26 protein-coding genes are annotated in these 22,271 nt (G+C 41.6%); 17 read left to right on the forward strand and 9 right to left on the reverse strand.

Annotation, left to right across the window (positions count from 1 at the left end; all coding sequences use genetic code 11):
- The first annotated feature begins 1 nt into the window (after position 1).
- Both mgtE and Q3A68_RS07930 read left to right on the forward strand, forming a co-directional pair.
- Positions 2-1,390 carry a magnesium transporter gene (gene mgtE / locus Q3A68_RS07925; RefSeq protein ID WP_302900524.1) on the forward strand — a complete coding sequence of 463 codons (1,389 nt, stop codon included), beginning with the start codon at positions 2-4 and terminating at the stop codon, positions 1,388-1,390.
- A 319-nt stretch (positions 1,391-1,709) separates the two neighbouring features.
- Positions 1,710-2,018 (forward strand): DUF3630 family protein, encoded by a 309-nt coding sequence (locus Q3A68_RS07930; RefSeq protein WP_302900525.1) that lies wholly within the window; start codon positions 1,710-1,712, stop codon positions 2,016-2,018.
- A 263-nt stretch (positions 2,019-2,281) separates the two neighbouring features.
- Here the strand turns inward: Q3A68_RS07930 and Q3A68_RS07935 are convergent, their stop codons facing one another.
- Both Q3A68_RS07935 and Q3A68_RS07940 read right to left on the reverse strand, forming a co-directional pair.
- Positions 2,282-2,611, reverse strand: coding sequence for a DUF3276 family protein (locus Q3A68_RS07935; RefSeq protein ID WP_302900526.1), 330 nt, complete (start codon positions 2,609-2,611; stop codon positions 2,282-2,284).
- Positions 2,612-2,737: 126 nt separating this feature from the next.
- The gene (locus Q3A68_RS07940; RefSeq protein ID WP_302900527.1) at positions 2,738-4,528 is read right to left on the reverse strand and encodes an ABC transporter ATP-binding protein; all 1,791 of its coding nucleotides are present in this window, start codon (positions 4,526-4,528) and stop codon (positions 2,738-2,740) included.
- A 205-nt stretch (positions 4,529-4,733) separates the two neighbouring features.
- On the opposite strand from Q3A68_RS07940, the gene Q3A68_RS07945 reads away from it, so the two are divergent.
- From Q3A68_RS07945 to Q3A68_RS07985, 9 genes are all read left to right on the forward strand, one after another.
- Positions 4,734-5,819, forward strand: coding sequence for a Glu/Leu/Phe/Val family dehydrogenase (locus tag Q3A68_RS07945; protein ID WP_302900528.1), 1,086 nt, complete (start codon positions 4,734-4,736; stop codon positions 5,817-5,819).
- Between the two features lie 51 nt (positions 5,820-5,870).
- A complete protein-coding gene (gene nusB, locus Q3A68_RS07950) occupies positions 5,871-6,821 on the forward strand; it encodes a transcription antitermination factor NusB (protein ID WP_302900529.1) in 951 nt (316 codons plus the stop codon).
- Between the two features lie 43 nt (positions 6,822-6,864).
- Positions 6,865-7,290 (forward strand): DUF1573 domain-containing protein, encoded by a 426-nt coding sequence (locus tag Q3A68_RS07955; RefSeq protein WP_302900530.1) that lies wholly within the window; start codon positions 6,865-6,867, stop codon positions 7,288-7,290.
- Positions 7,291-7,306: 16 nt separating this feature from the next.
- Positions 7,307-7,630, forward strand: coding sequence for a preprotein translocase subunit YajC (gene yajC / locus Q3A68_RS07960; RefSeq protein ID WP_302900531.1), 324 nt, complete (start codon positions 7,307-7,309; stop codon positions 7,628-7,630).
- Between the two features lie 83 nt (positions 7,631-7,713).
- The gene (locus Q3A68_RS07965; protein ID WP_302900532.1) at positions 7,714-8,661 is read left to right on the forward strand and encodes a YbbR-like domain-containing protein; all 948 of its coding nucleotides are present in this window, start codon (positions 7,714-7,716) and stop codon (positions 8,659-8,661) included.
- Positions 8,662-9,258 (forward strand): dephospho-CoA kinase, encoded by a 597-nt coding sequence (gene coaE, locus Q3A68_RS07970; RefSeq protein WP_302900533.1) that lies wholly within the window; start codon positions 8,662-8,664, stop codon positions 9,256-9,258.
- A gap of 54 nt (positions 9,259-9,312) precedes the next feature.
- Positions 9,313-10,266, forward strand: a complete 954-nt coding sequence (locus Q3A68_RS07975; protein ID WP_302900534.1) for an MBL fold metallo-hydrolase — start codon at positions 9,313-9,315, stop codon at positions 10,264-10,266.
- Between the two features lies 1 nt (position 10,267).
- Entirely contained in the window at positions 10,268-10,426 is a 159-nt protein-coding gene (locus tag Q3A68_RS07980; RefSeq protein WP_302900535.1) for a C1orf53 family protein, read from the forward strand.
- Between the two features lie 30 nt (positions 10,427-10,456).
- Positions 10,457-10,918 (forward strand): MarR family winged helix-turn-helix transcriptional regulator, encoded by a 462-nt coding sequence (locus Q3A68_RS07985; protein ID WP_368045659.1) that lies wholly within the window; start codon positions 10,457-10,459, stop codon positions 10,916-10,918.
- A gap of 57 nt (positions 10,919-10,975) precedes the next feature.
- Here Q3A68_RS07985 and Q3A68_RS07990 read toward each other — a convergent pair whose 3' ends face one another.
- The 3 genes from Q3A68_RS07990 to Q3A68_RS08000 are packed head-to-tail and all read right to left on the reverse strand — an operon-like array spanning position 10,976 to position 12,985.
- The gene (locus Q3A68_RS07990; protein ID WP_302900536.1) at positions 10,976-11,692 is read right to left on the reverse strand and encodes a ZIP family metal transporter; all 717 of its coding nucleotides are present in this window, start codon (positions 11,690-11,692) and stop codon (positions 10,976-10,978) included.
- Positions 11,692-12,255, reverse strand: coding sequence for a phosphatase PAP2 family protein (locus Q3A68_RS07995; protein ID WP_302900537.1), 564 nt, complete (start codon positions 12,253-12,255; stop codon positions 11,692-11,694). The genes Q3A68_RS07990 and Q3A68_RS07995 overlap by 1 nt, the downstream gene beginning before the upstream one ends.
- On the reverse strand, positions 12,248-12,985 hold the full coding sequence (locus tag Q3A68_RS08000) for an SAM-dependent methyltransferase (protein WP_302900538.1): 738 nt from the start codon (positions 12,983-12,985) through the stop codon (positions 12,248-12,250). The genes Q3A68_RS07995 and Q3A68_RS08000 overlap by 8 nt, the downstream gene beginning before the upstream one ends.
- A 114-nt stretch (positions 12,986-13,099) precedes the next feature.
- Between Q3A68_RS08000 and glmM the strand changes: the two genes are divergently transcribed.
- From glmM to Q3A68_RS08020, 4 genes are all read left to right on the forward strand, one after another.
- The gene (gene glmM / locus Q3A68_RS08005; RefSeq protein ID WP_302900539.1) at positions 13,100-14,485 is read left to right on the forward strand and encodes a phosphoglucosamine mutase; all 1,386 of its coding nucleotides are present in this window, start codon (positions 13,100-13,102) and stop codon (positions 14,483-14,485) included.
- Positions 14,486-14,590: 105 nt separating this feature from the next.
- Positions 14,591-15,727, forward strand: coding sequence for a cysteine desulfurase family protein (locus Q3A68_RS08010; RefSeq protein ID WP_302900540.1), 1,137 nt, complete (start codon positions 14,591-14,593; stop codon positions 15,725-15,727).
- A 100-nt stretch (positions 15,728-15,827) separates the two neighbouring features.
- Positions 15,828-16,145: a hypothetical protein gene (locus Q3A68_RS08015; RefSeq protein WP_302900541.1), complete on the forward strand. Its 318-nt coding sequence runs from the start codon at positions 15,828-15,830 to the stop codon at positions 16,143-16,145.
- A 66-nt stretch (positions 16,146-16,211) separates the two neighbouring features.
- Positions 16,212-16,439, forward strand: coding sequence for a hypothetical protein (locus tag Q3A68_RS08020; protein WP_302900542.1), 228 nt, complete (start codon positions 16,212-16,214; stop codon positions 16,437-16,439).
- A gap of 195 nt (positions 16,440-16,634) precedes the next feature.
- Here Q3A68_RS08020 and accD read toward each other — a convergent pair whose 3' ends face one another.
- Complete coding sequence (gene accD, locus Q3A68_RS08025; protein ID WP_302900543.1) at positions 16,635-17,480, reverse strand: acetyl-CoA carboxylase, carboxyltransferase subunit beta; 846 nt, start codon at positions 17,478-17,480, stop codon at positions 16,635-16,637.
- Positions 17,481-17,792: 312 nt separating this feature from the next.
- Between accD and fbaA the strand changes: the two genes are divergently transcribed.
- Together fbaA and Q3A68_RS08035 are read left to right on the forward strand one after the other, a co-directional pair.
- Complete coding sequence (fbaA, locus tag Q3A68_RS08030) at positions 17,793-18,872, forward strand: class II fructose-bisphosphate aldolase (RefSeq protein WP_302900544.1); 1,080 nt, start codon at positions 17,793-17,795, stop codon at positions 18,870-18,872.
- Positions 18,873-18,961: 89 nt separating this feature from the next.
- On the forward strand, positions 18,962-19,387 hold the full coding sequence (locus Q3A68_RS08035) for a GNAT family N-acetyltransferase (protein WP_302900545.1): 426 nt from the start codon (positions 18,962-18,964) through the stop codon (positions 19,385-19,387).
- Between the two features lie 27 nt (positions 19,388-19,414).
- Here Q3A68_RS08035 and Q3A68_RS08040 read toward each other — a convergent pair whose 3' ends face one another.
- From Q3A68_RS08040 to Q3A68_RS08050, 3 genes are read right to left on the reverse strand one after another with little or no spacing between them, the layout of a single operon-like run.
- Entirely contained in the window at positions 19,415-20,272 is an 858-nt protein-coding gene (locus tag Q3A68_RS08040) for a hydroxymethylglutaryl-CoA lyase (RefSeq protein ID WP_302900546.1), read from the reverse strand.
- Positions 20,273-20,276: 4 nt separating this feature from the next.
- Complete coding sequence (locus tag Q3A68_RS08045; RefSeq protein WP_302900547.1) at positions 20,277-20,897, reverse strand: hypothetical protein; 621 nt, start codon at positions 20,895-20,897, stop codon at positions 20,277-20,279.
- Between the two features lie 42 nt (positions 20,898-20,939).
- Positions 20,940-22,253, reverse strand: a complete 1,314-nt coding sequence (locus Q3A68_RS08050; protein WP_302900548.1) for an NAD(P)/FAD-dependent oxidoreductase — start codon at positions 22,251-22,253, stop codon at positions 20,940-20,942.
- Between the last annotated feature and the right edge of the window lie 18 nt (positions 22,254-22,271).

The raw sequence follows: 22,271 nt of genomic DNA on the forward strand, positions 1-22,271 counted from the left end.
TATGATCGATGAAATGGTTGAGCAAATCGAATTATTGCTGGAGCAAAATGACCCAAAACAGCTTCAGGAATACCTCAACAATCTTAACATATCAGATGTTGAAATTCTGATAGGAGAGCTTCCCGATTATGGCCCCCGATTCATTGAGATACTTTCCGTTAACCGCGCGGTTAATGTATTCCGCATACTCGATTTCCCCGTACAGGAGCGTATCCTTAAAAAGCTTTCCGGAACAAAAATTGCCGAGCTCATCAATGAGCTTCCGCCGGATGACCGTACTGCTTTATTTAGTGAATTGCATGGCGATACCGTAAAGGTATTGATCCAGCACCTTCCGCCCGCCGACCGCAAGGAGGCATTGATCTTATTAGGCTACGAAGAAGATAGTGTAGGCCGCTTAATGACCCCTGATTACATCGCTGTAAAAAAGACCTGGAACGTAGAACGTGTGCTGATGCACATCCGGAAGTATGGCAAAAACTCCGAAACTATTGATGTGATTTATGTGATCGACAGCGAAGGGGTGTTGCTGGATGATATCAGGATACGTGAGGTATTATTGGCCGATCCGGAGACGAAGGTGAGTTCGCTTATGGATAGTCGCCTGATATCGCTGAAAGTAAGCGATCCGCAGGAAGAGGCGATCAATATATTCAGAATGAATAACCGGGTAGCTTTGCCGGTTACGGATAATGAGAACATTCTGCTTGGTATAGTAACTGTTGATGATATCCTTTGGATAGCCAACGAAGAATATACCGAAGATATCCAGAAAATAGGTGGTACCGAAGCGTTGGATGAACCTTATCTGGATATCAATATATTCAGGCTGGTAAAAAAGCGTGTGGGCTGGTTGATTGTGCTGTTTTTAAGCGAGATGCTAACTACTACGGCAATGCAATCCTATGGCGGCGAATTAGCAGCCTTAACTATGCTGGCCTTCTTTGTTCCGCTGATTATTTCGAGCGGTGGTAATAGCGGGTCGCAGGCATCAACGCTTATTATCCAGGCAATGGCATTGGGTGAGGTAAGATTGATTGACTGGTGGCGTGTAATGCGTCGCGAGATCATCTCCGGCTTGTTACTGGGTGGTATATTGGGTGTTATTGGCTTTTCGCGTGTGGCCATATGGACAACCTTTAGCGATATATATGGCTCACACTGGCTATTAATGGCATTTACCGTTGGATTTTCACTGATAGGGGTTGTACTTTGGGGGTCATTGGCAGGCTCTATGCTTCCGTTGGTGCTTAAGCGGTTAGGTTTTGACCCGGCAACGTCATCGGCACCATTTGTAGCTACACTGGTAGACGTCACCGGTTTGGTGATCTATTTTAATATTGCCATGATCATTTTTGGTCATATCGGGCATATTATACATACCAAATAAAATTCGGGGTTAGGATAGCCCCGGCAAGACATAAATATTCCTCATTTTTTGCTACAAAGCGGTTGTTCCTACGGAACATTTTCTTGCGTAGAAGCTTCCTTGACTTTGGTAGTACGATGTGATTGAGCATAAAAATACCGCATAGCGGTTACCGCTTTGTAGAAACCGAAATATTTGTAGAAACCGAAATAAATGATTTTATGCTCCATAGGAGCAACCCTTGAACGTAAATAAAAAAGAACCTTTAATCTGGTGCGAGTATACAGCGAGGGGAAAGACTGAAACCAGGAGGCTTAAAAATGAAAAAATATAAAACCAGGTGAAATCAATAACTAATGAAATAGGATTTAAAGAAATAACTATTGTTGATGATTGTGATTTTGAACTATTTTACCTCTGTGCAGAGAACCTCGGGAAGCTTTTGGGTATAGCATACACAAATCAAGTACATGATTTTGATTCCATATATTGGGAGTTCGATTTCATGGGGGCAATGTTTATTTTACATTATAATATTTATCTAGGAATTAGTATTTATTCTCAAAAAGGAAAAGATTCCTCCCCTGCGGATAATAAAATTTTGGACGAGATTTATGAGTTAATAAAGGATAGTTCTATCGTATCTTAAACGCCCAACTGGTTTAAGTCTTCCGAAGGGTGACTTAAATCAACTAGCAAAAAGAGGGACTCTGTCCGGCTACATGCACCTGAATTTGTTCTGGGAATAAAAATATATCTCTGCTATAAATACCGGACGGAGTCCTGCGACCATTATGGATTTAAGAGTGAACCCTTAAACCAGCGTGGTGGTGCCGTGCGTTCTATTGACCCGGTATACAACAAAAAACCCCGCCATAGGCAGGGTTTTCATATGGGGTAGTTTAGTTAGTTTTAAATATCAAAAGAGAAATCGTCGTCGGCGGTTTTGGCAACTTCAGGTGATTCGCTCATTTCATAGCGTTTTTCTTGCACTTCCTGGTTGGCTTTGATGTACTCCACAGTGTCTTTCAATCCTTCAGCAAATTTTTCAAAATCTTCTTTATACAGGAAGATCTTATGCTTAATGAAAACACCATCTTCAAGGCGTTTCTTGCTTTCAGTAATCGTAATATAATAGTCGTTTGAACGAGTCGCCTTTACATCGAAAAAGTACGTCCTTTTACCCGCTCTGACTTTTTTTGAGAATACTTCCTCACGCTCTCTATTGTCGAAATCACCCATGTTAAAAAATTGTAATTAGTTTTTGATTTGGCATAAATATAAATAATTTTTCAAAGTACAAGCATCAAAAACAATATTGTTGAGTTTTTTTCAATTATTTGGGCCTATTTTTATATTAAAAGTTAATTACTGGGCATTTTCCTCTTCTTCCAGCAGCTGCTTTTCGTACAATTCAAAATAAACCTGTTTCAGGTTCATCAATTCGTCATGGGTGCCCTGCTCGACAATCTCTCCATTATCCATTACCAATATTTTATCGGCATTTTTTATGGTGGAGATACGGTGGGCGATGATGATGCTTGTTTTGCCCTCCATAATACCACCCAGGTTACGCAGTATCTCCTCCTCTGTACGGGTGTCTACTGCCGAGAGGCAATCATCAAAGATCAATATCTGTGGATGCTTAACGATAGCGCGGGCTATGGATACACGCTGCTTTTGCCCGCCGGATAAAGTAACGCCACGCTCGCCGATCAAGGTCTCAAAACCATGCTCCAGCTCCATAATATTGTTGTAGACGGCTGAATCACGTGCAGCTTGTTCTACCAGTGGCATATTTAAAGTATCGGCGCTAAACGCTATGTTATTGGCAATGGTATCCGAAAACAGGAAAACCTCCTGCGGCACAAAGCCAATTTGAGAACGGTAGCTTTCCAGGTTAAGCTCTTGTACTGGTTCATCGTCGATCAGTACTTGCCCGCCGGTCACATCATACATACGCATGATAAGATTGGCTATAGTTGATTTGCCTGATCCTGTGCGCCCGATAATTGCAATCATGTGTCCTGGTTCGGCAGTAAAGGATACATTCTTTAAGGCATGGATGCCGGTATCAGGGTAATAGAAAGATACACTCTTAAAGCTGATCTTGCCTTTTATCGTCCGTGGCGCAACAGCCGGTGATATAATCTCCGGCCGTTCATGCAGAAACTCGTTGATCCTTTTCTGCGAAGCAGCAGCTCTTTGGATCAGCGAAGTAACCCATCCCAATGACATTACCGGGAAGGTGAGCATATTAAGATATACGATAAATTCAGCGATATTACCTGCCGTTATATTCCCTTTCATTACTTCGACACCGCCCACATACATGATGATAACGTTGCTCAATCCCACCAATAAAAGCATGGTAGGGAAGAATAATGCCTGCACTTTTACCAATTCCATGGAGTGGGTTTTGTAATTTTCACTTTCCCCGGCAAAACTTTCACGAACGGATTCTTCACGTACGTAAGATTTGATCACCCGGATACCTGAGAAATTCTCCTGCACAAAGCTTGAAAGTGCCGATAAGCGCTGCTGTATTTTTTCACTGCGGAAATTGATGATGTTATTTACATAATAAATGGTCACCACCAGGATAGGCATGGGCAAGATAGAAAATATCGTTAGTTTGATATCCACCGCCGCCATAAAACAGATGGCGATGATAAAAAGCGTCACGGTATTAATGGTATACATAATACCCGGCCCCAGGTACATGCGCACGCGGCTCACGTCCTCAGTAACACGGTTCATCAGGTCGCCAGTATTATGGCGGCGGTAAAACGCAAGGGATAACAATTGATAGTGGTCGTATATCTCGTTTTTAAGGTCGTATTCTATATGTCGCGACATCAGGATGATGGTCTGACGCATCAGGAATAGAAATAATCCCCGTAAGACGGCTAAAGCCAGTACAACACCCGCAAAAAGCAGCATGCTGTATCCAAACAGGTTATAGATGATAGTTTGCCTGTTAAAATTAGCAAACAGGTGATAGATCGAAATATTTTCAGCAACCAAATTGAAAGCCACGCGAATAAGCGGCGCAGTAAGTACCCCAAAAATGTTGGAAATAATAACAAACAACACACCCGGTATCAGTCGCCAACGGTATTTATAAAAGAATTTATTCAGGTAAGCAAGATTCTTCATGGTTGTTTAGCAAAGGTAACGTTTAGTCCGTAAGTCGGAAAGCCGGTAAGTCAGCAAGAAGTAATTTGCCGATTTAAATCATTCGCCATTCACTATTGACCACTCACTAATTCACTAATTCACCCATTCGCTAATTAAATTAGTTTGCCACAATGAAAAAAACCTATACTTTTGTCGCATACCCTAATATATAGGTTACCGTCTAATGTCCGAGCAAAATACCAGCGAATCTATATTTGGCCAGATGAATGCCTTCGGCCATCAAAAAATTGTATTTTGTAATGATCCTGATTCCGGTTTAAAAGCCATTATCGCCATACATGATACTACATTGGGCCCTGCCCTGGGCGGCACACGTATGTGGGCTTATAAAACCGAAGCGGATGCATTAAATGATGTGCTGCGTCTGTCAAAAAGCATGACCTACAAGGCTGCAGTAGCAGGCCTTAACCTTGGTGGCGGTAAAGCAGTCATCATCGGCGATTCACGCAAAGACAAAACCGAAGCTTTACTGCGCAAATTCGGGCGGTTTATTAAAAATCTGAATGGCGAATTCATTACTGCTGAAGATGTGGGCACCAATCCCCGCGACATGGAGTTTATCCGTATGGAAACGCAATATGTAATGGGCGTGCCTGAGACCATTGGTGGTAGCGGTGATCCATCGCCTATAACCGCACAGGGCGTTTTTATGGGTATTAAAGCAGCTGTAAAGGAACTTTATGGCAATGATAACCTGGCAGGCCGGTCGGTAGTAGTGCAGGGCATAGGTCATGTCGGTGAAAACCTGACCCGTTTGCTTCGCGATGAGAATGCGATGGTGTATGTGAGCGACATTAACGAGGAACGGACCGCACAGGTCGCAAAAAAATATGGTGCTAAGGCCATATCAAACAACACCATTTTTGATATGGATGCCGATATTTACTCGCCATGCGCTTTAGGTGCAACAATTAACGATCAAACAATAAATAAGCTTAAATTTGCAATAATTGCAGGATCGGCAAACAATCAGCTCGAGGACGAGTATATTCATGGGCGGAGGTTGCTGGAGCAAGGAGTGCTGTTTGCACCGGATTATGTGATCAATGCAGGCGGGGTAATTAATTGTTATTCGGAGTTGATGGGTTTCAGTAAAAAGCGTACCTTACAGCTAACAGAAAATATCTATGAGGCAACGCGTAACGTATTGAGATTATCAAAGGCCGAAAATATTTCAACTATTGAAGCCGCCAACAAAATTGCCGAAAAACGTATATCAGACATCAAAAAAGTGAAATCAACCTATTAATAAACACAATTAAGTAAATCGGGACTACCCCCTAAATCGTTCTTTACCACCATGCTAAACAGAAGACATCTACGTGTAAAAGTATTACAGGCATTATATGCCTACCACCAATCTGATAACAAGGAAATAAAACAACACGAAAAGAACCTGCTCCAGAGTGTTGATATGGTATACGAAATGTATATCTGGATGCTTTCCTTAATTTCGGAAGTGGTGGAGTATGCAGAAGCCGATGCCGAAGAGCGCAAGCATAAACATTTACCCACTGCCGAAGATCTTAACCCACAACTCAAAATCCTTACGAACAGGTTTATTGTCTCTTTAAATCAGAACGCGGAATACCTGGCAGCACTGAAAAAGTATAAAGTATCCTGGGCATTTGAGCCTGAGCTGGCAAAATCATTGTTCATAATCCTCAAAAACTCGTCTGAATATGCGGAATATCTGAAAAAAACAGACGATACACTGCTGACGGATAAGGATATCATCAAGTTTATTTTCAAAAAAGTAATTCTGAAATCGCTTTTGGCCGAACAGGTTTTTGAAGATAAATTTATTTTCTGGCCTGTCGACAGGGATGTATTGCAAGCCCTGATTGCAAAAACATTTAAGAATTTCTCAAATGACGATTATAAGCAAAACAAATTGGCCGAAGTGACAGGTAACTGGGCCGAGGATAAGGAATTCATTATCGAGTTGTTCCAACAAAGTATACGCCATGATGCGGAATACCAGGAGATGATCAGCAAAAAGACCCAGAACTGGGAGCCTGAACGCATTGCGATGATGGATACTTTATTGATGAAAATGGCTATTTCCGAGTTTGTTAATTTCAAGTCGATCCCGGTTAAGGTAACCATTAACGAATATCTGGAGATATCCAAAGAGTTTAGTACACCAAAAAGTAATTCGTTTATAAATGGTATTTTGGATAAAATTTTATACGAATTAAAGGCCGAGAACGTAATTAAGAAAGTAGGGCGCGGTTTAATTGAAGAATGATTAAATTTGAATTGATAATTAGTACATAAATAATTAAAGATCAATGAAAAAATTGTTTTTGGTATTCATGGCTGCAAGCATGCTGATGCTGGCTTGTAATTCGAATGGGAACAATACAGCAGATAATAGTTCTGGAGCTTCGGCAACGGCCGATGGCCCTACTATGAAATTTGAAAAAGAAACGCACGATTTTGGCAAAATAAAGCAAGGCGATAAAGTGACTTATGAGTTTAAGTTCACTAATGCCGGCAAATCACCGTTGATCATAAAGGATGCAATCGCTTCATGTGGCTGTACTAAACCCGAATGGCCATCTACACCTATAAAACCCGGAGAAAGCGGCGCAATAAAAGTTACTTTTGACAGCCGCAGTAAAATGGGGTTGCAGGATAAACAAATTACAATAACAGCCAACACGAACCCGGCACAAAACCTTGTTCACCTGATTGGCGAAGTGACAGCAAATTAATTTTTTATTTAAAACAATGATAGCGACAATTTTATTACAAGCAGGTGGTGGATTTGGTATTCAGCAAATGTTACCATTGGTATTGATCATAGTTGTGTTTTATTTCTTTATGATCCGTCCGCAGGTTAAAAAGCAAAAAGATCAAAAGAAATATGTTGAGGAGCTTAAAAAAGGTGATAAAGTGATCACCACAGCTGGCATTCATGGCAAAATCGTAGATGTGGCTGAAACAACTTTTTTAGTTGAGACCGAAGGTGGTCATAAAATTCGATTTGAAAAATCGGCTATATCGCTCGAAGCTTCAAAAGCGCTAAACACACCGCCAGCAGTAGCTAAGTAAGAGTTTGTAAAGTAGAAGGAAAAAAGGTGAAAGGCAAAAGTTTTTAATAGCTTACCTTTCACCTTTTACCTTTTTACCTCAAAATGGCATTTATAAAACTATCGGCATCGGAACGAAGGCGGCTTTCGGCCTTCTTTACCTGCTTAATATTAGCAGCGGTGGCCTGGGTTTTTACTACGCTGTCCAATAACTATAATTTTACGGTGAAAGAGGTGCTGACCTATAAAAACATGCCGCAAAAGCGCGCTTTCCATTCGTTGCAGCCAGACACGATTAATACAACTATCCAGGGCACAGGCTGGGATATGTTGTTTTCAAAAATGAATTTTGCGAACAGGAAAATCACCGTCGACCTGCATACACTCGACAATAAAGATTATGTTGTTTTAAGTTCTCAGCTGAAAGACATCAATGAGCGAAAGGACTTTGACAACCAGATCATTGGCTTTAACCCGGATACCCTTTATTTTGATTTTTCAAACAGGGCGGTGAAGCGTGTACCTATTCGTTTGGTATCCAATATTAATTATCAGCAACAGTATTCACAATCGAATGATGTGATAATAAAACCGTCGTATGTGACATTAAGCGGCCCCGGCAATGTGCTTGAGCATATCGAATCGTGGGATACAGACTCCCTCACAGCTGATAGCGTAGATGAGACCATGAGAACGAGTGTAGATTTACAACCATCTAAGGAAGGGAATGTAAATATCTATCCAAAATCGGTACAGGTAGTGGTACCGGTTGATGAGTATACAGAAAAAGAAATATCGATTCCAGTAAAGCTTGTCAATAACCACGATTATTACAAAGTGAAGATATTCCCTTTAAAGGTAAAGGTGACATTCACCACTTCACTCAATCGTTATTCCGAATTGGATGAAGATTTGTTTGAGGCTACCGCCGATCTGAACTTATGGAAAAGCCATAATTATACCACTTTGCCTGTAAAACTTTCCAGACGACCCGCTTACTGCAAAATAGTAAAAATAGAACCGCAAAATATTGATTTCATCGTCAGAAAATAGATGCTTAAAATAGGAATAACGGGCAATATAGGCAGCGGCAAAACCACCGTAAGTAGAATATTCGAGGTACTGGATGTGCCCGTATTTTATGCAGATGACGCTGCCAAAAAAGTAATGGTAGAAGATCCCATCCTGATTGACACCCTAAAGAGCGAGTTTGGCAACGAGTCGTACTTTGACGACGGTTCATTAAACAGGAAACATATTGCAGCAATTGTTTTTAATAATGAAGCGGAACTGACCAAACTGAATTCGATAGTTCATCCGGCTGTTTTCAGAGCTTTTGATAGCTGGGCAGCCGGGATAAAAAATGCGCCGTATGTGATCAAAGAAGCGGCTTTGTTGTTTGAGAGTTCATCCTACAAAATGTGCAATCGAACCATCATGGTGACAGCGCCTTTGGAATTGCGTATTAATCGTGTAATGCATCGTGACGGACTTACCCGTGCGGAAATAGAAAGCCGAAACGCAAGACAATTTTCGGAGGAAAAGAAAATCCAGCTGGCTGATTTTGTTATTCGTAATGATGATACTCAGTTGGTGATCCCTCAGGCCTTGGAACTTCATAAGAAATTTTTAACTCTCAGTAGTCATTAATCATTGATGCATCGATCATTAGTGTTTTAACTGAATGACCAATGCCAATGACTAATGACCGATGAACCAATGATATTAGATGACTTCCTTTATTTCGATGCGAACGGCCTATACTGTAAGTATGGCCAATTTTATATCGACCCGCAGCAACCGGTAAATACCGCTATCATTTCTCATGCCCATGCTGATCATGCCATTGCCGGCAATAATCAGGTCTATTGTACCGAAGCGACATCGGCTTTTATGCAATTGCGGTATGGGAAAACCGCTGCAAAGGAATTCAATATCGTAGCGTATGATAAGTCATTTAAGATTGGCGATATACAGGTTACCTTTATACCAGCCGGACATATGCTCGGTTCGGCTCAGATATTAATGGAGTATGAGGGGACAAAATACCTCTATACAGGTGATTATAAGTTACAGCCAGACCCTACCTGCGAACCACTAGAATGGGTAAAAACAGATGTGCTTATAACGGAAAGCACCTTTGCCGATCCGGATATTATCCACCCTGATCCTGTTGAGGAGATAAAAAAGTTAAGTGATATCAAAAGCAATATTCTTTTAGGCGCCTATGGCCTCGGTAAAAGCCAGCGTTTAATAAAGATGATTAATGAATATGCGCCGAAGAAGACCATTCTGGTGCATCATAAAATCATGCCATTGAATTCGATCTATGAGAAGATGGGGTTTTCATTAGGAAGATATCAATTGTACAGCCGCAAACTGATGAAAACGCAGCAGGAATACGTATACATAGTCCCGCCATTCACTTTTGATAGCTATATCAGGGCGACAGGGGTAAAGAGGTTATTCGCTTCGGGATGGAAAAATCTGCAGGTAAATCAGAATGATACCTTGTTTGTTTCTGATCACGTAGATTGGAACGATATTTTACTCACTATAGAAAAAACTCAGCCTAAACAAATATGGACCCTGCACGGCGACGGCAATTATTTACGAAAACATTTCGGCGATGCTATCTTTGTAAAACTTTTGAATTAGGATGCTGATAGAGAATGTTGACTATTATATCAATGAGGATGGAAACTTTGTTTTTACCAAAGAATACCATTTAAAACGGGGGTATTGCTGCAAAAATAAATGCCTCCACTGCCCCTGGGACTACGGAAAACAAAAGGAGTCTAAACAAATTAAGAAATAATCAACATCTTTGTATTAAGCGATTATTAAAGTGAAAGTTGGTATGCAAATAGGGGAAGAAATTCAAAGCAACAAGTTCGAGGATAATTACCACAAGGCAGTTATTAATATTACTTACACCCACTTGTGGTTGAGTAATACCTTCCGTTGTAAGTTTGAAAAACATAACCTTACCCAGCAGCAATTTAATGTGCTGCGCATACTTCGTGGGCAATACCCTAACCCGGCAACCATCAACATGATCAAAGAGCGTATGCTGGATAAAATGTCTGATGCCTCCCGTATCGTTGATCGTTTGATGCAGAAGGGATTGGTTTCGCGTTGTACCAATAATAAAGACCGCCGAGCTGTAGATATCCGAATCAGCGAAGCTGGATTGGAAATATTATCCAAAATGGATGAGGAATTCAAAACCAAAGAAATATTTAAAAATAACCTTACCGAAGAAGAAGCCGGGAAGCTAAGCGATCTGCTGGATAAGTTAAGAGGCTGAGCTTGATTTACGAGTTTAGATTTTAACACTTGTCATTCGGATTGCGCACCCAGCACGTTACAATTCACTTATAAATCCTGCCAGCGCCATTCCGGTACCTAAAAGCACAGCAATCAACTTCCGTATAGTGAATTTATGATCCGGTCCTGATTCAAACAAGATAGTTGTAGATATATGCAAAAATATCCCAATCACTACGCCCATTATCCGGTTAAAGTATTGCTGCAGGTTACCGATCCCACCGGTACTGAGTGCATTGCTTACGAAATACCCCGCGGGAGCCATAACAGCAAATAGAATCACAAAGGATATGGTTTTGCCTTTGCTCTGATGGTTTGCTAATAACACTGTCGCCAATGCAAACGCTGCTGGCACGTGATGCAGTGCAATACCCCAAACCAGTTGATTCTGATTGCCCTCGGCCAGTGGCATACCCTCCAGAAACGCGTGTATACAAAGACTGATCAGTATACCCAGGGGGAAAGCCACATGTGCGTGATCAGGCTTATGCATATGGCCATGCTCAATACCTTCTGAAAATTGTTCAAGAATAACCTGAAATAAAAAGCCGATCAGGATAAAGACGCCTACATAGTTATCATTGCCATGATAAGCATCGGGGATCAGGTGCAAAACAGTAATGCCAAACAGGTATGCCCCGCTAAAGGAGAGCACCAGCTTCAGATTTTTATGATTATCCCCCTTAAACAGGAATACCGACGTGCCGCCTGAAAAGGCGCCTAAAAACAAAACTAATATCTTCCAGAGAGCCATTAAAAATCGGGTTGAAATTTTTTAAATACCAGGTAGAATAACCACCCTACCAAAAGGCCATACAGCATGCCTGCCGTAACATCGATAGGGAAATGGACGCCAACATACACTTGTGCAAATGAGATAGAGCCGGCCCACAAAACAGCCCAGAGCCATATCCATTTCCAGCGCCTGAAAAATACAAGGCTGATGAATGCAGCCATGGCAAAATGATCTGTAGCATGCGTTGATGGGAAACTATAGCCAGTTCCGCAAGGTACCCGGATAATAGCAGTTTCTGAATCAATAGGATCACGGCAGGGGCGAAGGCGCTGTACATTATTTTTCATTAAATGTACGCTGGTAAAGTCGGCAAAGCCAGCAGACAGTGCGAAGAAAATCACAATGAGCGCACCTGTCTTTTTATACTTCCATAAGCAAAACGCAAGTATGAAAATATATAACGGTATCCAGGTACGGGCATTGCGCAGGATCGGCATCAACCAATCAAAAAAAGGATTGGTCAGATCATGATTGATAAAAAAAAAGATATGCCGGTCTAACTGTATAAGATGTTCAAGCATCTGATCTTTTGCAAATAAATATTAATCGGTCTGAATGTTCTGCATCAAATCCGCCCAGTCCGTAGCTGCCAAAAGTACTTATAATTTCAAAACCACTTTGTTTAAAGAATCTCATAAAATCGGCCTCCATAAACGTGCTCACCATTTCCTTAAATGAGTAGCTTTCGTTGCCATGATCGAAGGAGATTGTTTTGATGATCTTATTTCCGTTAATAGTTCTCTGGATATGAAAATCAATGTCTTCTACCTTTTTAACATCATTTGGCACCAGGTTTTGCAGTATTTTATGACTGTTGAAATAATCCAACACCAATGTTCCGCCCGGTTTTAAAGCATTGTGGAAATTGATAAGCGAACCGATATGCTGCTCGTCTGTTGTAAAATAGCCAAAGCTGGTGAACAGGTTAAAAGCAACATCGAAGTAACGATCATAGGATAATTCGCGCATATCGTGCACGAAAAAGCGCAGCGTATCGTTTTCAAATTGTTTGGCGAAGCGAATGTTTTCAACGGAGAGGTCGATGCCGGTAACATCATAACCGTGCGTATTCAGGTAAATAGCATGGCGGCCGCGTCCGCAGGCTATGTCCAAAAGTTTTGAATGCAATGGGATATGAAGTTTGGAAAGTAAATTATCGATGAAATACTGAGCCTCGGCATCATCGCGTTTATGGTATAAAAGATGGTAATACGGAGAGTTAAACCAGTCATAAAACCATTCGCTGACCATCGTGTTTTTGTATAGTCACAAATATAGCTATTTATCAAAATACGTTCTAAGCCTCGGATTTTGTACAGCTATCGTTCAAATATTTTTAATTTTGCACTTAAATAACTTAACACATTGACTTTAATAAAATCAATTTCAGGAATTCGCGGCACTATTGGCGGCGCTGCAGGTGATGGTTTAACACCATTGGATATTGTAAAATTTACTTCAGCATTCGGTACATGGGCAATAAAACGATCCGGGAAAAAGAAGATCATAGTAGGCCGTGATGCGCGTATATCGGGCACTATGGTGAATAACCTGGTTGTAGGTACTTTGCAGGGCCTGGGCATCGATGTTGTCGATCTTGGCCTTTCTACTACACCAACGGTTGAAGTAGCTGTGCCATGGGAAGAAGCTGCAGGTGGTATTATATTAACTGCCAGTCACAATCCAAAACAATGGAACGCGCTTAAATTACTGAATGAAAAAGGGGAATTTATCGGCGATGCGGATGGCAAAGAGGTTCTTGATATTGCCGAAAATAGTGATTTTAAATATGCCGATGTAAATGATCTCGGTAAGATTACCATAGATAATAGCTATCTGCAAAAACATATCGATCAAGTGTTGGCTTTACCGTTGGTGGACGTAGCTGCCATTACCAAGGCTGATTTTAAAATTGTCATTGACTGTGTTAACTCGACCGGCGGAATATTTATACCTGCTTTATTGAAAGCATTGGGCGTAAAAACTATTCATAAACTATATTGTGATCCTGATGGTAACTTTCCGCATAATCCGGAACCTCTGCCTGAGAACCTGATTGCTCTTTCAAGTGAAGTTGTAAAAAAAGGGGCACATTTAGGCATTGCTGTTGATCCTGATGTTGATCGCCTGGCATTTGTTTGCGAGGATGGCAATATGTTTGGTGAAGAATACACATTAGTTGCCGTTGCCGATTATGTACTAAAACATAAAAAAGGAAATACCGTGTCTAATCTTTCATCAACCCGTGCATTGCGCGATGTTACCGAAAAAGCAGGCGGAGAATATCACGCCGCGGCAGTAGGCGAGGTGAACGTGGTAAATAAAATGAAAGAAGTGAATGCAGTAATTGGGGGCGAAGGCAATGGAGGAGTGATCTATCCTGAATTGCACTACGGCCGTGATGCTTTGGTGGGAATTGCTTTGTTTTTAACACATCTGGCTAAATACGGCAAGTCGGTCTCAAGTTTACGGGCTTCGTATCCAAGCTATTTCATTTCTAAAAATAAGATCACACTGACACCAGAAATGGATATCGATCGACTTTTGAATGAAGTGGAAAACAAATATAAAAAGCAACCACACACTACTATCGACGGCCTGAAGATAGAATTTGATAAAGAATGGGTACATTTGCGCAGGTCAAATACAGAGCCAATTATCCGTATCTATTCTGAAGGTAATTCGGAAACTATCGCAGATAATCTGGCCAACAAGATCATAACTGATATAAAAGAAATTCTCAATTTATAACAGGATTATTGACTGAATTCAGGCAGGACAAAAGAGTTTTGGGGATTCTTTCTGCTGGTGAATTCAAATCACTAATTCACTAACTCACTAATTCAAAAATTAAAGATGCGTGTCTATTTTGATAATGCTGCTACTACGCCTATTGACCCTGAGGTTTTGAAAGAAATGTACAAGGTGATGGAAAACAACTATGGTAATCCGTCATCTATACATGCTCATGGCCGTGAAGTCCGTTCTATTGTAGAAAAAGCGCGTAAAACTGTTGCTAACTTGCTGCATACTTCGCCTGCAGAGATATTTTTTACCTCAGGTGGTACAGAGGCTGATAATACTGCTATCCGCTGCGGAATTGTAGATAATGGCTTAAAACACGCCATATCGAGTCGTTTGGAACATCATGCAGTAATTCACACGCTGGAAGCCATGCAAAAGGCCGGTTCGATCAAATTAAGCTTTGTTGATACAGACGATAAAGGCAATATCGACTATACGCATCTGGAAGAATTATTAAAAGGCAACGACCGCAGTTTGGTATCGCTGATGCATGCCAACAACGAGGTAGGCACCCTTAGCGATATGGAACGTATTGGCGACCTGTGCGAACATTACAATGCTATTTACCATTCCGACACGGTTCAGACCATGGGCCATTACAGGCACGATCTGAGTAAGCTGAAAGCCCATTTCATGGTTTGTGCAGCGCATAAGCTGCATGGTCCCAAAGGGGTAGGCTTTTTGCATGTAAACCACAAGGTGAAGATCAAACCTTTTATCTATGGTGGTTCCCAGGAACGCAATATGCGCGGTGGTACCGAGAATGTATATGGAATAGTTGGTTTAGCGAAAGCGCTGGAATTGGCTTATGCTAATATGGACGAGCATCAGAACCAGATACAGGCACTTAAGACCTATATGATCGGTCAGCTTAAAGAAAATGTACCTGCCATAGAATTTAATGGTGAGGTTGATCCGGCTAAAAGCCTTTATACCGTGCTAAATGTATCATTCCCTTGCAGTGATATGGCTGATATGTTATTGTTCAACCTGGATATAGCAGGTATATCTGCGTCCGGGGGCAGTGCATGCAGCTCAGGCAGCGATATAGGTTCACATGTATTAACAGCTATTGGCGGTGACCCTACCCGTCCTTCAGTTCGCTTCTCATTCTCGAAATATAATACCAAAGAAGAAGTGGATTATACTGTATCCAAATTAAAGGAACTGTGTATGGCTTACGTCTAAGCAAGCTGGATTATTGGATAAATTTATTTCATAATAAGAAATAATTAAAAACAACAAGGCAATAAAAAGGGTTTATACAATAGAGTAAATGTATAAACCTATGATAACTGCAAAAAATAAATCCGGCCACGCCCGGAGTAAAAATACCAGGAATGAGGCTGCCGGGCACGGTAACATGCCGAAAGAAGACCCCCGGAAGCGCACTTCAAAAGAGGAAATACTTTATCCTCACCAGAGTGAAGCGGGTCCGCAGCGTGAAGGAGCAGACGCTTCATTTACCGAGCGTAACGATGTTACGCCGCCAAACAAGAAAGAGTTCCCCTCAGTCGGTCCGGCCAAAACCGACTTCGAGGCGCGTAAACTGGGTCGCACCACGGGCCGCATGATCGGTCACGAACCCGGAACAGAAAGCATATAATTTATCAGAAAGACATATCGCAGGGCTTATTGCTCTGTGATATGTCTTTTATCAAATCGATCTACCATGAGTGAGTATCTTGATCCTGAAGATGAAGTTCGGGATAAAAATAAGACTGTAAAATCAAACAATCTAGCTGGTAATAAAAAGTCTGGTGCATCTTTTGAAAAGGATGGCCCGGCAAAGGATTTAGAAAAGAAAGTGCTTAAAAAGGATGGAAGTCTTGCTGATTTACCATACAATAATCAGCCGGGAGGCGGTGCTTTGGAGGGCACGGTAGGCATCGGCACATAAAATGAAAAAATACCTGGGAAAGATCAAATAAAATCGTAACTTGGTATTAACATAGCAAACGTTTTGGAGTTATTTCCGGAATTATTGCAAATAGTCGGGTAGCCGAATATCCGACGGGCGTTGAAAAAGCGCATCAAAAAAAGAAAAAGGCTCTGGTTACAACCAAAGCCTTTTTCTTTTGCATTAAATTGATGATCAGTTAGCCATCATTTTTAAGAACGTCGCCAGTTTTTCTTTCATCTCCCGGCGGTCGACTATAAAATCTAGGAAACCATGTTCCTGAACAAACTCCGCAGTCTGGAATCCTTTTGGAAGATCCTTCTTAATCGTCTCCTTAATAACCCGCGGACCCGCAAAGCCGATCAATGATCCTGGCTCAGCAATATTGATATCGCCAAGCATCGCATAAGATGCGGTTACACCACCGGTGGTAGGATCGGTAAGTAATGAAATGTATGGTATCTTAGCCTGAGATAATAAAGCCAGTTTGGCAGATGTTTTCGCCATCTGCATCAAGGAGAAGGCTGCCTCCATCATACGCGCACCACCTGATTTGGATATCATCAGGAACGGCACTTTATGCTCGATGCAATAATCGATAGAGCGGGCTATTTTCTCACCAACAACGGATCCCATCGAACCGCCGATAAAATTAAAGTCCATACAGGCGATCACGATATCCTGGCCATCAATCTTCCCAACTCCAGCACGGATAGCGTCTTTCAGCCCGGTTTTATTAGTGGTTTCGGTAATTCTGTCGGTGTATTTTTTGGTGTCCTCAAAATGCAGCGGGTCGCCTGATTTTAAGTTCGGGTATAATTCGGTAAACTCGTTATTATCAAATAATACAGAAAAGTATTCTTTTGAACCTATGCGGATGTGGTAACCACAGTAATGGCAAACGTATTGGTTCTCAACTTGTTCGCTATAATGCAATGGTTTTTTACAGTTCGGGCATTTATTCCATATCCCGTCCGGGGCCTCTTTTTTCTCCTCGGTAGTAGTTATTATCCCTTTTGATTCTCGTTTAAACCAGGTCATTTGTTAGTTGTGCCTCCAATTTCAGTGCAAAGAAACAAAAAATATATCATAGAAGTAGTTAAGCAATAAAGCTTGTAACACGCCTAAATGTTTTGTACATCTAAAGCTATTGCAAAAATGTTAAAATAGCGCATCCTGAAAATTTAAATTTTGAAGAAATCAAAATGATATGACTGTTAAATGGAAATATGTTAAAATGCCACATTGGATATTAAAAATTAGATACTTACATGATATAAATCAGGAAATTTTATAACTTCGAAGCCCCAATAAATACTAAGGAATTTAAGAGAACCAAGGAATTTTAAGCTAATGGATTTAAAAAATTATAAAGGCGTTTTGCACGGCGATCAGGTGCAGGAGCTGTTTGAGATCGCTAAAAAGCATCAGTTTGCGTTACCTGCTGTTAACGTAACCGGTACCAATACTATCAATGCCGTAATGGAAACTGCAAAAGCGGTTAACTCACCGGTAATTATACAGGTATCACACGGTGGCGCGCAGTTTTATGCTGGCAAATCAATGGATAATTCACAGTTACAGGCGACTATTTTAGGCGCTGTTTCTGCTGCAAAACACGTTCATCTTTTGGCTGAACATTATGGTGTGGCGGTAATTATGCATACTGACCATTGTGCCAAAAAATTATTGCCATGGATTGATGGACTGCTTGATCATGGTGAAAAATTCTATGCTGAAACCGGCAAACCATTATTCTCATCACATATGCTGGATCTTTCTGAAGAACCTATCCAGGAAAATATCGAGATATCAGCAAAATATCTTGCACGTATGGCTAAAATGGGCATGACGTTGGAAATTGAATTAGGGGTAACCGGCGGTGAGGAAGACGGCGTAGACAACAGTGATGTTGAAAGCCATCACTTATACTCTCAGCCTGAAGATGTTGCTTATTCTTATGAACAACTTTCAAAAGTTAGCCATCGTTTTACGGTTGCTGCTGCTTTTGGTAATGTGCACGGTGTTTACAAGCCAGGTAACGTGAAACTGCAACCGATCATCCTGCATAATTCACAGGAGTATATAAAACAACATTATAACCTGGTTGCTGAGAAACCGATCAACTTCGTATTCCACGGTGGTTCAGGTTCCAGCCAGCAGGAAATTCGCGAGGCGATCTCTTACGGCGCTATCAAAATGAACATCGATACCGATATGCAATGGGCGTTCTGGGAAGGTATTAAAGATTACTACAAAGCGAAAGAAGGTTACCTGCAGTCGCAGATTGGTAACCCTGATGGAGAAGATTCCCCGAACAAAAAATACTACGATCCGCGTGTATGGTTGCGTAAAGCTGAAGAAAACTTCGTTAAGCGTTTGACTGTTGCATTCGAAGATTTGAATTGTGTCGATGTGAACAGCAAGCTGTAATATCAGTATAATTTTACAATACAAACGCCCCGATAATTGTTGGGGCGTTTGTTATTTTAACTAATTTCGAACCTAAATCTGAACATTCTATGTCAAACAAGGTAGAAGTAAAAAAAGTTGTTGATCCTTCTGAACTTGAAGAGGTATTTGCCATACGCCGCGAAGTTTTTGTAGGCGAACAAAATTGCCCGCCTGAGCTGGAATGGGAACATGAAGAAGAATCGAACCACTTTTTAGCTACTGTTGATGGCGAACCGGCTGGTGCATCACGCTGGCGCAAAACCGAAAAAGGTTATAAATTGGAGCGTTTTGCCGTTCTGAAAAAATACAGAGGACACGGAGTAGGGCAGGCGCTTGTTCAGGCGGTTTTGGATGATCTTCCTGAAGATGCTACTTATGTTTACATGCACGCGCAAATACAGGCAGTATCGCTATATGAACGATTTGGTTTTATGAAGACCGGTCCGCAGTTTGAAGAGGCAGGCATTCAGCATTTTAAAATGGAAAAGAGTTGATGCCGGATGTCTGAAATCGAAATTAAATCAGCCAAACACGCTTCCCGAATAATTCATGGCCGCCTGCAACTTATCTAAATTAAGCCCAAGGTTGATATTCTGATCCTGCAAGTAAGAGATTACATTCTCCGTAGCGATGTTGCCTGTAAGCTCGTCTTTTGCCATCGGGCAGCCACCATAGCCCTTTAATGCTGAATCAAACCGTTTACAGCCGCTTTGATAAGCTGCTTCAACCTTGTGACGCCAGGTATCTGGTGTCGAGTGCAGATGAACACCCCAGGTTGTTTCTCTAAAATTACCCGATAAAGAAGAAAACAAACTTTCTATTTGCTCGGGCGATGCAATGCCGATTGTATCCGCCAACGAAATGTATTCAACACCTTCATCGATCAGTTTTTTGGCCCAGTGCAATACAATGTCGTTATGCCATTCATCGCCATAAGGGTTGCCAAAACCCATTGACAGGTAAACCAGTAGTTTCTTTCCTTTAGTATCGCTAAGTGTCTTTATTCGTTTCACAATTTCAAAGGCTTCGGCTATGCTGGTATTGGCATTACGCTGTTGGAAGGTCTCAGATATAGAAAAAGGAAAACCCAGGTAGGTTATCTCCTTATGCAGTGCCGCTTCTTCAGCGCCTCTGTAATTGGCTATGATAGCCAATAACTTTGATCGCGAGCTGCTCAGATCCAATTGTTGTAATACCTGTGCAGTGTCCTGCATCTGAGGGATGGCTTTGGGGGAAACAAAACTGCCGAAATCAATAGTGTCAAAGCCTACTTGCAATAGCAGGTTAATATAGGCCGCTTTAATCTCTGTAGGGATGAAGTTATGGATTCCCTGCATGGCATCTCTCGGGCATTCGGTGATCTGGATGTCTGAGGCCATGCGGTTAGAATTTGCTATTATAGATCATAGCCTTGTGATTGATACTTTCCCTCAGTTCGGCAGTCAATGAGCCAATGTATTTTTCAAAGGCATCGATCACTTTTTTTGAATCCTTTTTTATGTACCGCGAGTCGCCATTGGTTGCCCGCAAATACATTTCATACAACGACATTCGAAGATTGCCGGTCTCTGTCGGCCTGTAAAATGTCACGTTATGAATGGTATAGCGATAACGTTGTTTTTTCATATCCACAGTTACTGCAAACTGAACGGTAAACGGATCGATATTATCAGAGTAATTGCCGATGGTAAATGGATTAGTGTTCAGGTCCTGTGTGGTGGTGAATATCTCTTTTCCTTCCTGCTCAAAGCCATAGGTTTGCTGGAAGTTTTTTGCCGCCATGAATTGTAACGTGCGCAGATAGATTAAACTCACGCCAATGCCGGTATCCACTTTAATGGTCTTTTGATAATAGGCGTTCGTGCCGTCAATCGTCATCCTCACGGAGTCGCCCTGCGGCATCGGAACGGAACCATTTACCTGGTAGGTTCTTGTTGTTTCATCCTGCCCATACCCGGAAAGTGCAATAAGGAACAAACAAATACTCACTAACAAAGCTTTCATAACACACCTGTATTTTAAGCTAAATATAGCAGGATATTTCCTTTATTCTTCATGGGTTACAAGTTCCGCCTCATGCAAAGGGTCTTCCTTTACAAACTTCCGGATAATTAATCTTGAGCCGCCGTTGTAAGTAAGATAATTACCTATCCAGCTGACAAACACAATAGCCTTGTTCCTGAAACCTAAAAGTGAGATCAGGTGCACGAACATCCATACTACCCATGCAAAAAATCCCTGGAATTTGATCTTACCTAAATCAGCAACGGCTTTGTTGCGGCCTATTGTAGCCAATGAGCCTTTATCAAAATATTTAAATGGTTCGGTTGCTTCACCTCTTATGATATGAAGAATGTTTTTGCCTGTGGCTTTACCCATTTGTATCGCTACCTGTGCTACTCCGGGATGGCCCTTTGGCGTATCCTTAGTGATCATGGCTGCCACGTCGCCAATAGCAAATACATTACTAAATCCCTCCACACGGCAAATACCGTCGGTCTTGATGCGGTTGCCTCTTTGTGTGATATCCTTATCAATTCCCTCAAAGACATTACCCATTACGCCTGCTGACCAGATCACATTCTTCGTACGTATCTTTTTTCCGCCTTCAAAAGTGATCACATCGCCATCATAATTCTCCACCTTGGCATTCAGCATCACTTCGACACCCATTTTGGTCAGGAAATCCTTTGCTGCTTCTGATGCCTCTTCTGACATGGCGCCCAACACCCGTGGCATAAAGTCGGCCAGGTAAACTTTCATTTCCTCTTTCTTCAGCTCTGGATAGTCTTTGCAAAGGATATTGTTTCTGAGTTCAGCCAAAGCCCCTGCCAGTTCAACACCAGTAGGACCTGCGCCAACCAGTACAAAGTTTAAATAAGGTGCACGTTCTTCGGGAGTTGCCTTTAAAACAGCTTCTTCCAGGTGCTGCAATATCATGTAGCGAAGATTCAGCGCTTCAGGTACTGATTTCATGGGCATGGCATGGAATTCAATATCCTTATTGCCGAAGAAGTTTGTTGTCGACCCGGTAGCAATCACCAGGTAATCATATTTAATCTCGCCAATTGAGCTATCGATCGTGTTTTTGTCAGGATTGATCTTCGCTACTTCGGCTACCCTAAAGCGGAAATTTTTCTGATTATCAAAGTTTTTACGGAGTGAGAAGGCTATAGAACCTGCCTCAAGGCTGCCGGTCGCCACCTGGTATAATAAGGGCTGAAAAGTATGATAGTTGTGTTTATCAAGCATTAGTACTTCTACGGGTTCGTTAGCTAAAGCCTTAGCTACTTCGAGGCCTCCGAAACCGCCTCCTACTATCACAACCAAAGGAAACCGGGATGCATTTGTTGTTTCCATAATAATATATTTAGAAGA

The organism is Mucilaginibacter tolerans (assembly GCF_030519375.1).
Classification (GTDB): domain Bacteria; phylum Bacteroidota; class Bacteroidia; order Sphingobacteriales; family Sphingobacteriaceae; genus Mucilaginibacter.